This window comes from Streptomyces pratensis (assembly GCF_037137275.1).
GTDB lineage: Bacteria > Actinomycetota > Actinomycetes > Streptomycetales > Streptomycetaceae > Streptomyces > Streptomyces pratensis_B.
Map to the genome: position 1 here is coordinate 393,616 of NZ_JBBBEN010000093.1, position 13,574 is coordinate 407,189.

11 protein-coding genes are annotated in these 13,574 nt (G+C 74.1%); 2 read left to right on the forward strand and 9 right to left on the reverse strand.

Annotated elements, in window-relative coordinates:
- Positions 1-86: 86 nt before the first annotated feature.
- A complete protein-coding gene (locus V9U70_RS21070) occupies positions 87-1,022 on the forward strand; it encodes a helix-turn-helix domain-containing protein (protein ID WP_336677433.1) in 936 nt (311 codons plus the stop codon).
- 108 nt (positions 1,023-1,130) lie between these two features.
- On the opposite strand, the gene V9U70_RS21075 is transcribed toward V9U70_RS21070, so the two are convergent.
- The 8 genes from V9U70_RS21075 to V9U70_RS21110 form a co-directional block, all read right to left on the reverse strand.
- Entirely contained in the window at positions 1,131-1,844 is a 714-nt protein-coding gene (locus V9U70_RS21075) for a GntR family transcriptional regulator (RefSeq protein ID WP_336677435.1), read from the reverse strand.
- 400 nt (positions 1,845-2,244) lie between these two features.
- Entirely contained in the window at positions 2,245-3,723 is a 1,479-nt protein-coding gene (locus V9U70_RS21080; RefSeq protein WP_336677437.1) for an FAD-dependent oxidoreductase, read from the reverse strand.
- Between the two features lie 428 nt (positions 3,724-4,151).
- The gene (locus V9U70_RS21085) at positions 4,152-5,168 is read right to left on the reverse strand and encodes a helix-turn-helix transcriptional regulator (RefSeq protein ID WP_336677439.1); all 1,017 of its coding nucleotides are present in this window, start codon (positions 5,166-5,168) and stop codon (positions 4,152-4,154) included.
- Positions 5,169-5,291: 123 nt separating this feature from the next.
- Positions 5,292-6,314 carry a zinc-dependent alcohol dehydrogenase gene (locus V9U70_RS21090; protein WP_336677441.1) on the reverse strand — a complete coding sequence of 341 codons (1,023 nt, stop codon included), beginning with the start codon at positions 6,312-6,314 and terminating at the stop codon, positions 5,292-5,294.
- Complete coding sequence (locus tag V9U70_RS21095) at positions 6,311-6,919, reverse strand: HAD family hydrolase (protein WP_336677443.1); 609 nt, start codon at positions 6,917-6,919, stop codon at positions 6,311-6,313. Before V9U70_RS21095 ends, V9U70_RS21090 begins: the two co-directional genes overlap by 4 nt.
- A complete protein-coding gene (locus V9U70_RS21100) occupies positions 6,916-8,136 on the reverse strand; it encodes a zinc-dependent alcohol dehydrogenase (protein WP_336677445.1) in 1,221 nt (406 codons plus the stop codon). The genes V9U70_RS21095 and V9U70_RS21100 overlap by 4 nt, the downstream gene beginning before the upstream one ends.
- Positions 8,133-9,140, reverse strand: a complete 1,008-nt coding sequence (locus tag V9U70_RS21105) for an NAD-dependent epimerase/dehydratase family protein (RefSeq protein ID WP_336677447.1) — start codon at positions 9,138-9,140, stop codon at positions 8,133-8,135. Before V9U70_RS21105 ends, V9U70_RS21100 begins: the two co-directional genes overlap by 4 nt.
- Positions 9,137-10,339: a DegT/DnrJ/EryC1/StrS family aminotransferase gene (locus tag V9U70_RS21110; RefSeq protein ID WP_336677449.1), complete on the reverse strand. Its 1,203-nt coding sequence runs from the start codon at positions 10,337-10,339 to the stop codon at positions 9,137-9,139. The genes V9U70_RS21105 and V9U70_RS21110 overlap by 4 nt, the downstream gene beginning before the upstream one ends.
- A gap of 140 nt (positions 10,340-10,479) precedes the next feature.
- On the opposite strand from V9U70_RS21110, the gene V9U70_RS21115 reads away from it, so the two are divergent.
- On the forward strand, positions 10,480-11,448 hold the full coding sequence (locus tag V9U70_RS21115) for a methyltransferase (protein ID WP_336677451.1): 969 nt from the start codon (positions 10,480-10,482) through the stop codon (positions 11,446-11,448).
- Between the two features lie 71 nt (positions 11,449-11,519).
- On the opposite strand, the gene rfaE2 is transcribed toward V9U70_RS21115, so the two are convergent.
- A complete protein-coding gene (gene rfaE2, locus V9U70_RS21120) occupies positions 11,520-13,550 on the reverse strand; it encodes a D-glycero-beta-D-manno-heptose 1-phosphate adenylyltransferase (protein WP_419724002.1) in 2,031 nt (676 codons plus the stop codon).
- Between the last annotated feature and the right edge of the window lie 24 nt (positions 13,551-13,574).

Below are 13,574 nucleotides of genomic sequence, written 5' to 3' on the forward strand. Positions count from 1 at the left end.
AGCGGCCGCGACGGCATCGCGCCGGCCGCAGGGGGGTACCGGCAGGGACAGGCCGGCCACCGCCGCCCCCGCGCATACTGGCGCGTGTGAACCCCTCCAGCGAACTCGGCGCGTTTTTGAAGTCCCGGCGTTCCCGGGTGGCCCCCGGGGCGGTCGGCCTCCCCGTCGTCGGCCGGCGACGGGTCGCGGGGCTGCGCCGTGAGGAGGTGGCCGACCTCGCGGGCGTCAGCCTCGTCTACTACACGCGCCTGGAGCAGGGCCGCGCCCGCCATCCGTCCGACGCCGTGCTGGACGCCCTGGCGCGTGCGCTGCGCCTGCGACCGGAGGAGCGGGCGCACCTGCACGACCTCGCGCGCCGGTCGGCCCGCCGCCTACCTCGGCCCGCGACGGCCGGCCGCCCCCACGAGGCTGCCGTCTCGGGAGCGTGCGGGCCTGCGGAGGGAGCGGGTGACGCCGATACGGTGCCCGACCCGCCCGTACGGGAGGAGCTGCGCCGCCTCCTCGCCGCCGTGGGTGCCGTTCCCGCCTATCTCCTGGGGCCCGCGATGGACGTCCTCGCCGCGAACGACCTGGCCCACGCCCTCGTCGGCGGCGCCGACGGGGCGTCACCGGGGCGGGCGAACCTGGCGCGCCACGTCTTCCTCGACGCCGCCGCCCGCGAGCTGTACCCGCGGTGGGCGGACGTGGCGCGGCAGACAGCGGGCTTCCTGCGCCTCTCCGCGGGCCGTCGCCCCGGGGACGCGCGGCTGGGCCGGGTCGTGACGGAACTGAGCCGCCACAGCCCGGAGTTCCGGCAGTTGTGGGCGGCGCAGGAGGTGCGGGAGAAGACGTACGGGGTCAAGAGCTTCCGGCACCCCCTGGTCGGGCGTCTCGACCTGGCGTACGAGACCCTGTCGCTGCCCGGTGACGAGGGCCGGCGCCTGGTCGTCTTCACCGCGCCCGACCCGCGTGCGGACGCCGCGCTGCGCCTGCTGGGCAGTTGGACGGCTCCGGCCCCGGGCCCCGGCCGGCACGTGCACTGATCGCTTCGGCTTCGGACCGGCCCGTGCGCCGACGGGGCCGGTGCGGTGGTCGCCGCCGTCTTCCGGTTGGCCCGGCCCGGCCCGGCCCGGCGCGGTATCGGCTCGGCGTCAGCGAGCGCCGCGCCGCCGCGCCGCCGGGGGGAGGCGGTCGGCCTCCTGCCGGCGCGCCGGCAGGAGGGTCCGCACCCGCGCCAGGTGGCGGCGCATGTGCTCCTCGGCCCCTACGGCGTCCCCGGCGATCATGGCTTCCAGGAGCGCGATGTGCTCCCGCGCCGCCTCCGCCAGCGTCCCGTCACGGGACAGGCCGGTGAGCCCGTGGAGCCGGGAGCGCCGACGCAGGTCGGCCACCGTGTCGACGAGTCGGGCGTTTCCCGCCAGGGCGAGCAGGCCGAGATGGAAGCGGTGGTCCGCCTCCAGGTAGCCGATCAGGTCGCCGCGGGCTGCGGCGGCGACGGACTCCTCGGCCAGGGGGCGCAGCGCCTCCAGCCGCTCGTGTGAGGCGGTCCGGGTCACGCGGCCGGTGGTGGGGACCTCGATGAGCGCGCGGATCTCGGTGTACTCGTCCAGGTCGCGTGCGGAGAGTTCGGTGACGCGGAACCCCTTGTTGCGAACCGCCTCGACCAGGCCCTCCCGGGTCAGGTCCAGCATGGCTTCCCGCACGGGCGTGGCGGACACGCCGTACTCGGCGGCCAGGGCGGGCGCCGAGTAGACCACACCGGGCCGAAGGTCTCCCGCGACGAGGGCGGCGCGCAGGGCGTCGGCGACCTGGTCGCGCAGGTGCTCCGGCGCCGGGATGGGCCGGCGGGGCTTCAGCTCACTCACGCGTTCCCCTTCAGCGATGTGGCACCCGCCCCCACGGGGTCGCGTCGCGCGGCCCTCTCACCGGCATCGACGGGCTCAGGCCGGTCCGTCGGAGGGGACGGCCGGTCGCGGGGGAGGCGACCGGAGGGGGGTGCCGGTCCAACGGCTTCTGTGCCATGGCACATGGTACAGATCGTGGACATGGCCCTCCCGGCCAGGCCGGTGCGTGGCGGTGACCGCGACGGCCTCGAAGGCAGCGGCGGCCTACCGGCTGACGCAGGGGGCGTCGACCGGCGGGCGACGGGTCGTAGTCCGGGGCGGCGTCGGCGTCGCCGCCCCGGCCCGGCGCTGCGGCGGGCGGAACCGAGGCTGGGATACGAGGCTGTGGGACGGGGCGCGCGGTCGGGTCCGCGTGCGCCGGTCAGGCCTCCGCTGCGGCCAGTTGATCCGCCAGACGGGTGGCGAGCGCGAGGATCGTCAGCGCCGGATTGGCCGCACCGGTACGGGGGAAGACGGCCGGGCCGGTCACGTACACCCCGCCTACGGCCCGTACTCTCGCGTGCTCGTCCAGCAGCGGGCCGCCGAGCGGAAGCGTTCCGGCCTCGTGCTGCTCGGAGCCGATGGGGAACGCGTAGGTCGACGTACGGCCGGGAGCCGTCATCGCGTCTCCCGCACTGAGCCGATCCGCCAGGTCCGGGGAGCCGAAGGGGTCCTCGAAGCCGAGGGGGCCGACGGTCCATCCCGCCTCACGGCACAGCTCCTCGTGGAGGTGTGTCAGCGCGCGGCGCTGGTCCTGCACCAACCGCTCGTCCACGGAACTCAGACCGCCGGCGACGAACGTCGGCCAGGGCAACCGCGTTCCGGGCTCGCACCACACCCGGCCGGCAGGCCCGGGGAGCTGCTCGCCCATGCAGTAGCAGTCGACGATCACCATGCCGTGCGCGTTTGTACGGCCCTGCAGGAACAGGCTGGAGCGCAGCTCGCCGTCCGCGCGCGACAGGAAGAGCCGGCCCGATTCGGCCAGCCGACGCAGGGACGGAGGCACGGCAGCGGGGTCGAACGACGCCGCGAAGCCCTGCGCCAACTTGTCGGCCAGGCCGATCACCTGGGGCGAGGCCCCCTCGTCGACCTCGCGCAGCGCCTGGAGGACCAGCCGGCTGTTCTCGACGGTCCCCGCCGCCAGCACGACCCTGGAGGCGTTGATCACCTGTCGTTCGCCGTTCCGCTCCACCAGTACCCCGGTGGCCTCACCCTCGTGCACGATCACCGCCACGGCGTGGCTGTCGCAGCGGATCTCCACGCCCTCGGGCCAGTCGTCCAGGGGGGAGTACGCCTGCCATCGTCCGTCAGCCGCCTCGCGCACGGCGCGGGGCGCCTCGGTGAACTCCCGGCCGGCGAGCAGCAGGGGCGGCTCCGCGGGGGGCACGCGATCGCCCGCCCACCGCCGCACGTCGGCGGCGACCGACTCGTACAGGGAGGGCCCGCCCCGCCAGGACGCGGTCAGGTCGTGGACCACTGAGCTGGGCCACGCACCGCTGTCCAGCGCCCACGGCTCGATGGGGACCGCCACGCCGCCCCAGTAGAGGGAACGCCCGCCGAGTCGGCGGCGCAGGCCGGCGATGCCGCGGTAGCCGGAGTCGGTGGGCAGGTACGGCTGCCAGAAGTGCGGGTCCGCCGTTGGCTCCAGCCACAGCGCGTCGGCCGTGCCGGCGTCGTTCACCCACCGGTAGTGGTCGCGGCCGGCGTCGGGTCCGGACTCGATGACGAGGACCCGGCCGGGATGCCGGTCCGCGAGCCGTCGGGCCAGGGCCAGGCCTGCGAGCCCCCCGCCGACGACCACCACGTCCGCGGACTGGACCGGGCGGCCCGGGTTGCCGGGCCCTGCGGCTTCTGCAGTCATTGTTTCCCCAAATCACAGCGGAGAGTCGGAGGGCGCTCAGTACGGAGGCCCTGGTTCTCGGTGCAGCGGGCCGGCGCCGCCCGCGCCGGGAGGGTGACGACCGTCGAAGCCCCGCGGGCCGTCCGCGTGAGGACGTCGGTGCGGCCGGTCGCCGGCTTGCCCGGGCGAGCGCCCCTCGGCGCCCGCCGTCTCCTCGGCCGTCCCGCGCGACGCGCCGACGACGCGCCGGTGCGCCTGGGCCGCGGACCGGCCGACAGCAGTCCCGGACCGCTGGGCGTCGCGCGGACGGCTGCGGGCCGGGCCCGTGCCGATCCTGCCAGCAGGCCGGATGCAGCGTCCATCGCGTACCGGCCTCACAAAGGTGCATGGCATCAACAGGAGGCGGGCGTCCGTCGGCCCGGGCGAGAAGACACAGGCGCCCTCGCGGGTCAGTCCTGGGCGTCCAGCAGTTGGCGCCCGGCTACCAGATAACCGGCCTGGAAACGGCTTTCGGCGCCCGTCGTCTCCATGATCTCGGCGATGTGCCGACGGCAGGTGCGTACCGAGATTCCCATCCGGCGGGCGATGGCCTCGTCGCGGACGCCTTGGACCAGCAGACGGAGAATGCTGGACTTGACGGAGTTCGCCAGTGCTCTCTCTTGGTCCTGCGACCTGATCTCACCGGCGAAGTCCACCCCACGGTCCCACACTTGCTCGAACAGGCCGCAGAGGAAAGCCACGACCGCGGGCTCGCGGACGATCATGGCGTCGTTCCGGCCGGAGGCGGCGCCGGCGGGGATGAAGGCGGTACGCCGGTCGAAGACGACCATCTTGTTGCTCAGCTCGCGGACCGTCCTGACCTCCGCTCCGTGGCGGGTGGCGTCGTCGACGTAGCTGCGAGTGCGAGCGTCGAACCGGGCCGAGTGCTGGTAGAGCGAGCGAATCCGCACGCCGCGCGACAGCATGGCGAGGTCGCGCGGATAGGCGCGGTCCAGCTGAGTGGTGGGGCGGCCCCCACCCGGCTGCATGGTCAGCACTTCCTCGGTGCACTGCTCGGACAGCTCGTCGATCCTGGCGTTCACCCCGACCGGGTCCGTCAGCCGGTCCAGGGCCTTGCCCAGCCCGCGCTCCCTGCGGTCCCTGGCCAGATAGAGGGACATCAGGGCATCGAAGTCGCTGTGGATCTGGCTGGTCAGCCGCTGAAAGCCCTGCATCTGCCGCTCCAGCGGGCCGATGAGCTCTGCGGCTGCCACGTCCGGGCGCCCCGCCACGACCCGCCTGCCGTCCGGCAACCGACGCAGCAGCCTCAGCTGTGCGAGCAGCCTGACGGCCTCGTCCCGGGCCGCGTCCGAGAGCCCGAGCGCCCTCTGCGCCTCTTGCGCGTCGAACTCCCCCCGCTCGAGTATCCAGGCGTAAAGGCGGCGGGCGGGCTCGGTCAGAGATTGAACAGTCGTATCGTCGGCCATGTCTGAGAACTCCCCCACGTGTTCACACGATCCGGATTCACCCTACGCATGTCGAGCCGAGGGCAGGGCGGGACGAACCCTTCCGCCCCGCTCACGCGGCTCCGGCGGGCCGGCCCGGAGCGCTCACTCGGGCGTGTCCCATCCGCTCATGGCGACGACCGCCTTGGGCCGGGCCCCCGCCGCCATCGCGGTGAGGGCGAGTGTGGTCAGATCCGTCGGCCGAACGGATTCGGCCAATCCTGCGGGATTCAGCCGACCGCTGTGCACCAGCTCGATGACGTCGTCGAAGTCGGACCGCAGCGCGCCGAGCGACCAGGTCAGCCGGATCTCCTTCGCGAACGCCGACCACGGGTCGATCACCAGGTCCTCCCCGTGCTGGGCGGCGACCACCAGGGCGCCGCCGCGGGCCGTCAGTGTGAAGGCGTCCCGGAAGCCCGCCGGGGCCCCCGACGCCTCGAAGACCAGGGGCGCGGCCTCCGGGGGAGGGCCGGACAGGGCGGTGAAGCCGGCCGCGGTCGCCGCCGCCCGCCGCCCGGGAGCAGGGTCGACCAGAACGGGCGTCTCGAAGCCGCGTGCACGGAGCACCAGTGCGATCCCCAGCCCGATCGCGCCGGCGCCGAAGACGACGGCCCCGGCACGGGGGTCCGCGTCACCTGCCCGGAGCACCGCGTGGTGGGCGCAGCTCAGCGGTTCGACGAGGGCGGCGGTGGCGGGCGGGAGGGAGGCCGGTACCCGGATCAGCGCGTCGGCAGGCACGGCCAGGTGCTCGGACAGCCCGCCCTGGCCGTAGTTGTGGCCCACGATTCTCAGGTCGGGGCAGTGACTCGTCCGGCCGGCACGGCAAGTGGAGCACCGCCCGCAGAAGAGGGCCGGGTCCACCACTACGGGCGTTCCCTCGGGCCACTCGGGCGTGCCGCCGGCCGCGACCACCCCCGCGACCTCGTGCCCCATGACCAGCGGCGGATGCGCTCCTGGCTGCGCGCGGCGACGGCGGAACTCCGCCAGGTCGCTGCCGCACACCCCGGACGCGGTGACACGGACGAGCACCTGCCCCGCACCCGGGGACGGCGTCTCGGCGTGGGTCAGCACGAGGTCGCCGTCCGGGGTGAGCAGGAAGGCCCGGTGGCGGGAGACCGCGGTCGTCATGAGCGCCCCTCCTGGGGGGAGACGGCCGGCAACACGCCGGCGCGGCGCAGACGCCGCCGGGTGTCGTCCGCCGATACGAAGGTGATGCCGAGACCGCCGAGCCGCGTCACGGCGGCGGTGTTCTCGGCCTTGTCGTCGATGAGGACCAGTTCGTGCGGGGCCGCACCGACGCGGTCGCAGAGCTGTCGGAAGAAGGCCTCCGACGGCTTGCGGACCCCGAACCGGTAGGAGGCGAAGATCTCGATGTCGAGGTCGTGCAGGAATTCCCGCCCCACCTCCTCGATCCAGTCCGGGTAATTGGACCCGATCACCGTCCTCCGGACGGCCGCGCATTCCGTGGCGAGGTCCCTCATGCCGTCGAGCCAGCGGTACCCGTCCCGCCGCACCTGGTGGAAGAGCGCGGTGTCGCAGTCGACGCCGGCCTCGCGCAGCCCCGCCCAGTAGGCGCTCTCCGGGACCTCGCCGCGCTCCATCGCGTGGTAGAGACCCGCAGGGCGCAGCCGCTCGAAGTCGGCGAAGCTCATCCCCGTTGCCTTCTCGTGCGCGTCCAGGTACGGGTCGGTCAGCAAGGTCTCCATCAGGTCGAAGACGATGATCACAGTCACGGGCTCCTTCGGTGCATCACACGGTTCGTGGTCTCGGCCGGCGGTGTTCGGGCGAGCACGACTTTCACGGCCCGGTGGCGTGAGCGGTTCTGAGCCACGTCCAGGGCGCGGGGCAGCGACTCCAGCGGGTAGGCGTGGGTGACCATCGCCTCGCCGACCGCCGGCTGCTCGGCCAGTAGCCGCACGGCCTCCGCCAGGGAGTCCGGCTCCCCGCCCCAGGCGGCGGGCAGGGACGCGTGCTCCAGGTGACCGATCAGTGTGACCCGCTTCAGCCACAGTGCTCGCAGGTCACGGCACTCCTCCGGGTTGCCGAGGGTCAGCACGGTCCCGCCGAAGTCCACCAGGGCGAGCGCCTCGGTGAGCGACCCGCCCGTGCCCGCCGCGTCCACCACGAGGCGGGGACCGCCCCGCACCAGGTCCACGCCGCCCAGATCCACCCAGTCCAGGCCGAGCCGGGCGGCGGCCACCGCGGCCCCGCCCACCAGAGGCTCCGTCACCCCCGGACCGAGTCGGCGGGCCGCCTCCGCCTGGAAGTCGTGGCGGGCCAGCAGCAGCCGGCGACGCTTCGGGAAGACTCTCGCCACACCCAGAGCGGTGAGCAGCCCGAGTGTGCCGCCCCCGACCACGGCTACCGTGTCGCCGGGTGCGCAGTGCACCAGGCGCAGTCCGGAGAGCGCCACCGACAGCGGTTCGGCCAGGACGGCTGTCCGGTCGGGCAGGGAGTCCGGCAGCGGCCGGAGCATGGTGCGGTGAACGGCCACCAGATCGCCCCAACCGCCGCCGAGGCTGGTGCTGAAGCCCAGAGACTTGCCCCAGGGGGCCCCCGGGGCCCAGAAGGAACGGCACTGCCCGTACCACCCGTCACGGCAGTCGACGCACGGCTCGCTTCCGCGTACGGCGCAGGTCACCAGCGGGTGCACGACGACACGTCGGCCCGCCGCCGGCCCGCCGTCGCGCGCCGCCACCGCGACGGTGCCCACCACCTCGTGCCCGACGGCGGGCAGTTCACCGAGTGGGGCGCCGGGCGCCCTCGGGTCGATGTTCTTCGGGTCCACCCCGGCGAGATCACTGCCGCACACCCCCGCCACGGTGGTCTCGACCAGGCACCAGTCGGGGCCCGGCAGTTCCGGCGCGGGGCCCCGGCGGATCTCCAGCCGGTCCGCGCCCGCGCCCCCGGGCGCCCTGACCACCTGGCGGACAGCGTCGCGCGCGCTCACCCGACTCCGCCTTCCGCCGCCGCCCCGGCCCTCGCGGCCGAGCCGAAGTGCTCGAAGAGCGCGGCGGCGGCCGTCTTGACCTGTTCGATGGGGATCGGTCCGCCCGCGGGCACCACGCTCTCCAACCGGCTCTGGTCCGCGCACGTCCAGTACTGGTAGCGCTCCGGGAGCGGGTTGCCGATCAGTTGGACGTCGAGCGGCCGGCCGGTGAAGGCCGCACACCATTCCAGCACGGTGGCGAAGCTGATCGGGCTTGCGGAGCCGAGGTTGTAGATCCCCGGCTCGGTGTCCCGCGCCACCAGCTGCGCCACCACACGCGACACGTTCTGGACGGGTATGTAGTCGCGGCACGCCTTGAGCGTGTCGGCGAACAGGGTGAGGGGCCGCCCGTCGGCGGCCGCCCGAAGCAGCTGGGAGAGGATCGAGGCCATCGGGCCCTTGTGGGCCTCGCCCGTGCCGAAGACGTTGGTGTAGCGCAGAGCCGTCCAGGGCTGGCCTGCGTCGAACCGGCGGGTCATCTCCTGGTCGAGCTCCAGCTTCGAGCGGGCGTACAGGTTCAGCGGCCCGGTGCAGACGGAGGGGTCGCCGGTCTGGTGTTCCGCGACGGCGATGCGACGGTGGATGGTCCCGTAGACGCTGTGCGACGAGGCGTAGACGAACCGTGCGCCCCCGGTGAACGCCGCGTCGGCCAGGACGACCGGCTGGCGGACGTTCACCTCCTGGAGGCGGTCCCAGTCATCGGCCAACGTGCTGCTGATCGCGCCCTGGTGGACCACGGCGGCGTACCGGCCCCGACGTAGGTCGGACAGCGCCCGCGGGTTGTCGGCCTCGTCGTGGATCTGCTCGACCGCGCCGGCCATCCACTCGGGCAGCTCACGCCCGTCCAGCGCGGTCACCGCCCAGCCCTCGTCCAGCAGAGTCCGCACGGTATGCGCGCCGATGAACCCGCCGGCGCCCGTCACCAGCACCTGATGCCGTCCGGGGGTCCGGGCCGCCCGCGTCATGGCCGCCGCCCGGAAGAGGCGGAGAGGGACTCGATCGTCCTGCGGACGGCGGCGGTCTTGGCGGCGGCCGCCTCCGGGGTGTCCAGGACGGTCACCTCACCGAGGGTGCCGAGGTAGCCGTCCACGACCCCGACGCTGAGCGCCACCGACCGGGCCAGCACGTCGTCGGTGCGCGGCAGACTGCCGGGAGCGGCGTTGGCCACGGCCGGCCGTCCCGCGGAGTCCGTCCGGGCGAACTCGGCGTGCAACTGCCCCATGTGCGCGTAGTTGTGCTTCACAGAACCGGCCAGAGTGCTTCCGCCGAGCGCCTCGGCGACGGCCGAGGCCAGGGCCCGGTCGTCGAAGACCAGGACGTGCGCTGTGGCGCACTCGCCCGGGTCGTGGACGACCCGCTCACGAACGCCCGGCAGCCCCCGCAGTTCGTCACGCACGGCGGCCTTGAGGACACGGCAGCGCTCCAGAATGCCGTCGAGCTTGCGGCTCTGGGCGAGGCCGACCGCGGCGGCCAGCTCGTGCAGGCGCAGGTTCAGCCCGACCCGCGGCCCCTCGTCCACCAGCCCGGCGCGGTCGGGGGCGAAGCCGTGGTCGTGGAACGCGAAGGCCTGGCGGTACAGCGCCGTGGAGTCGGTGACCAGCAGGCCGCCGTCGCCCGCCGTGATGGTCTTGCCGGTGTTCAGGGAGAAGGCGCCCACGGCTCCGATCGTGCCGAGCCGCCGCCCGCGGTAGCTGCCGCCGCACGCCTGGGCGCAGTCCTCGATCAGCTCGCAGCCGGCCTGCTCGGCTATCGCGGTCAGCCGGTCCATGTCGGCCGGCGCGCCGATCATGTGCACGGGCATGATCGCCCGGGTCGCGGGGGTGATCTTCGCGGCCACGTCGTCGGGGTCCAGCGTCAGACTCTCGTCGATCTCCGCCAGCACGGGACGAGCACCGGTGAAGAGCACGGAGGCGATCGAGGCGATGAACGTGTATCCGGGCACGATCACCTCGTCTCCGGGGCCGACGCCCAGAGCGGTGAGCCCGGCGAGCAGCCCCGACGTGCAGCTGTTCAGGGCGAGGACGTGCTCCGAGCCCAGAATCCGGGCCATCTCGCTCTCGAAGAGCATGGTCTTGGAGGACGAGGTCTCACCGCCGAACCGGTACCGGCTCAACTGTCCCTCCCGGAGGGCCTCCAGTACCTCGGCCTCCTCCGCTTCGTCCATCAGGTACCAACCTGGTCCAGGCACAGTGTTCTCTCCTATCGGGAAGGGTTCGGGGCCGGCCGGTCCGCCCGGGCCCGGGCGGGCTCGCGCCTTGCGGGGCAGGGCCGGGGCGGGGGCCGGTGGGCTAGCATGGGCGGATCATGGATGCAGCTCTCCCACCTCCCGGCCAGGTGGATCAGTGGCGGCTGGGGATGCCGGCCGAGGGGCTGTCGTCCCGCGTGGGAACGATCGCCTTCACGGCTTCGGCACTGCTCGACGGACGGCGGGAGGCCGGCCCCGCGATCCCGTTGCACACCGCCATGGCCGAGGAACTGCCCCGCGCCACGTCGGTTCTCGTGAGGCTCCCCGAGTACCGCGGCAAGTCGCTGATCCCGGTTTTGAGCTGGCTTGTCGTCAATCGGCTGGCGCACCCCGGAGCGGAAGCCTCCTGGTATCTGCACAAGCAGCAGGGGCCCGCCTCCTGTGCCGCTCTGCTGACCCGCCTCGGCTGGCGGGACGTGCGGCACAAGCGGGAGGGCGGGCTCGTCCGGGTCACCGGTCTGCCCCCGCGGAGCGCCGAGCTCCCGGAGGCCAAGGCCTTCTCCGGCGCCATCGGCTCTGTGGAGCTGGACTTCCTGGCGGACTACGGCGTCTTCTCTCCCGGCCATGTCGATGACGGCACGGCGCTGCTGGCCGAGGTCGCGCTCCGGCAGAGCCCCGTCGAGGTGCTGGCCGACATCGGCGTCGGCTACGGCCCGCTCGCGATCGGCCTCGTCCGCAACGGCGTGGCGCGGCGCGCCGTCGCCACCGACGTCGACTGCCTGGCCCTGTGGCTCGCCGAGCGGAACGCAGCAGCCAACGGCGTACCGCTGACCGTGGAGTGCACGCCTGATCCGCTGGACGTGGAGCCGACACCGTTGACCGTCTGCAACGTGCCGACGCACATCCCGGCCGACCTGAGCACCGCTCTGACGAACGCTCTGGCCGAGCGCGTCCGGGACGGCGGGAAGCTGCTGGCGGTGGTGCACGCGAGCCTGGAGCAGCGGTACGCCCACAAGCTCGCCGCCGCCGGAGTGAAGGTGGCCCGGCACCCCGGCCCGGCGCACGTCGTCCTCGAAGCCCGCCGCTGAGCGGCCCGCCGCCGGGGGGGTGGACGGAAGGCCACGGCAGGCGGTGAACACGAGGCGCCGGGCGGAAGAGATCATGCGGCGCCGCCCTGGGAGATTCTCTCGATCATCCGGGTGGTCGACCGGCCGTCGACGTAGGGCAGGATCACCGTCCGTCCGCCCCAGCTGTCGACCAGCGCCGCCTCCGGGACGTCGTCCACCCGGTAGTCGCCGCCCTTGACGTAGACGTCCGGTCGAATGCGGCGCAGCGCCTCCACCGGCGTGGACTCCGAGAACACCACGACCGAGTCCACGGAGGCGAGCGAGGCAAGGACGGACGCGCGGTCCCGTACGGTTACGACCGGGCGCTGGCTGCCCTTCAGCCGGCTGACGGACGCGTCGTCGTTGAGGCACACCACCAGGCAGTCACCCAGCAGCCGGGCGTTCTCCAGCAGCGCTACGTGGCCCGCGTGCAGCAGATCGAAGCAACCGCCGGTCGCCACCACGGTGCCACCGGCGGCCCGCACCCGGGCGACCACCTCCAACGGGTCGGCGGGCCCGGCCGGGCCGGCGGCCCCTCGCTCCGGTCCAGGGGCGGTCCACGCGTCCGCCGCACCGGCCGCGACGAACGCCGCCGCGGCGTCCACGGCCCCGGTGACCGCCTCGGACAGCAGGGCTCCGTTCGCCAGCAGCACAGCGGCCGAGGAGGCGAAGCAGTCACCGGCCCCGCAGGTGTCCGCCGCGGCGATGCTCCGGGCCGGGACGACCAAGGGGGAGGTCCTGGCCGCGTCGACCAGAACCGCGCCCTCGGCCCCTCTGGTGACGGCGACACCGGCGGCTTCCCAGTCCTCGATCAGCTGCCGGCCCCGGTCGATGTCCGGGACCAGCCCCGTCTCACGGGGGCGGGCGGCGAATACCGCCGCTTCCCTGCTGTTCGGCGTGGCCAGCCGGATGCCGGCGACCGGCCGGGCCCCGCGCGGGTGGGGGTCCCAGACCACTGGGGTCGCGGAAGCCGCCGCGACGAGGGCCGCCCGCACCGAGGCGTCCTCGGCGAGACCCCGCCCGTAGTCGGAGACCAGAACGGCACGCGCCCCGGCGATCAGCTCGCGTTCCGCGTCGGTGAGCCCGCGGCGCGGCGCGGGGGGAGCGTCGGGTTCCTGGCTGAACATCAGCACGGTCCGGCCGCCCGCGCGGACCCGGCTCTTCACCGGAGTGGGCCCCGTCAGGCCGAGGTCGACCACCCGGACCCCGGCGGCTCGCAGAAGGCCGCCGAGCTCCTGCCCCTCCGGGTCCGCGGCCAGCGCCGTCACCAGAGTGACGGGTTCGCCGCCGCGGGCCATGAGCACGGCGGCCAGCCCGGCGCCGCCCGGCCGTGAACGGGTCTCCACCCGGTCCACGACCACCACCGGAGCCTCGGGAGAGACCCGTTCCACGGAGCCGAGGAGATCCCGGTCGAGGAGCGCGTCCCCGATCACCACCAGGCCCCCCGCCGGGTCGTCGGGCAGCGAGCCGGGCTCCGGCGCGAGGGGCGGGCAGACTCCCAGCGCGATGTCGACGCTCGCGCAGATGACGTGCACGGCCACCAGGTGGCACTCCTGCACGGTCGCCGTGGGGGCGTCGACGGAAACCGTCTGATCGGCGAGGCCGGCGAGCGGGTTCGGCGCGGCCCCGGTCAGCGCCCAGACCGTCATGCCCGCCTCCCGGGCCGCCTCCGCCGCGCGCAGTACGTTGCCGCTGCGCCCGGAGGTCGACAACAGCAGCAGGACGTCACCTGCGCGGCCGTGTGCCCGCACCTGGCGCGCGAAGACCTCGTCGTAGCCGTAGTCGTTGCCGATCGCGGTGACCGCCGAGCTCTCGGCGTGCAGGGCGATCGCGGACAGGGGCGCCCGGTCGTCGCGGAGCCGGCCGACCAGTTCGGAGGTGAGGTGCTGGGCCTCCGCCGCCGAACCGCCGTTGCCGGCGGCGAGCAGGCGGCCGCCGCCGGCGAGCACCGTCGCGAGCTCCCTGCCCCAGTTCTGGAGCCGCCGGGCGTCGAGCGTTCCGAGCGCCTGCTGGAGCAGAGCGACGTGGTCGGGGCCGCTGGGAAGCGGTCGCGGGGGCTGCGTCCGGTGCTCCGGACCGTTCATGGGGTTCTCCTGACATGTGTACGG

Excerpts from the sequence above, each read along its gene's own strand:
- V9U70_RS21080 (WP_336677437.1), bottom strand. The coding sequence starts at position 3,723 with ATGACTGCAGAAGCCGCAGGGCCCGGCAACCCGGGCCGCCCGGTCCAG.
- V9U70_RS21085 (WP_336677439.1), bottom strand. The coding sequence starts at position 5,168 with ATGGCCGACGATACGACTGTTCAATCTCTGACCGAGCCCGCCCGCCGC.
- V9U70_RS21090 (WP_336677441.1), bottom strand. The coding sequence starts at position 6,314 with ATGACGACCGCGGTCTCCCGCCACCGGGCCTTCCTGCTCACCCCGGAC.
- V9U70_RS21105 (WP_336677447.1), bottom strand. The coding sequence starts at position 9,140 with ATGACGCGGGCGGCCCGGACCCCCGGACGGCATCAGGTGCTGGTGACG.
- V9U70_RS21110 (WP_336677449.1), bottom strand. The coding sequence starts at position 10,339 with ATGGACGAAGCGGAGGAGGCCGAGGTACTGGAGGCCCTCCGGGAGGGA.
- V9U70_RS21115 (WP_336677451.1), top strand. The coding sequence starts at position 10,480 with ATGGATGCAGCTCTCCCACCTCCCGGCCAGGTGGATCAGTGGCGGCTG.
- rfaE2 (WP_419724002.1), bottom strand. The coding sequence starts at position 13,550 with ATGAACGGTCCGGAGCACCGGACGCAGCCCCCGCGACCGCTTCCCAGC.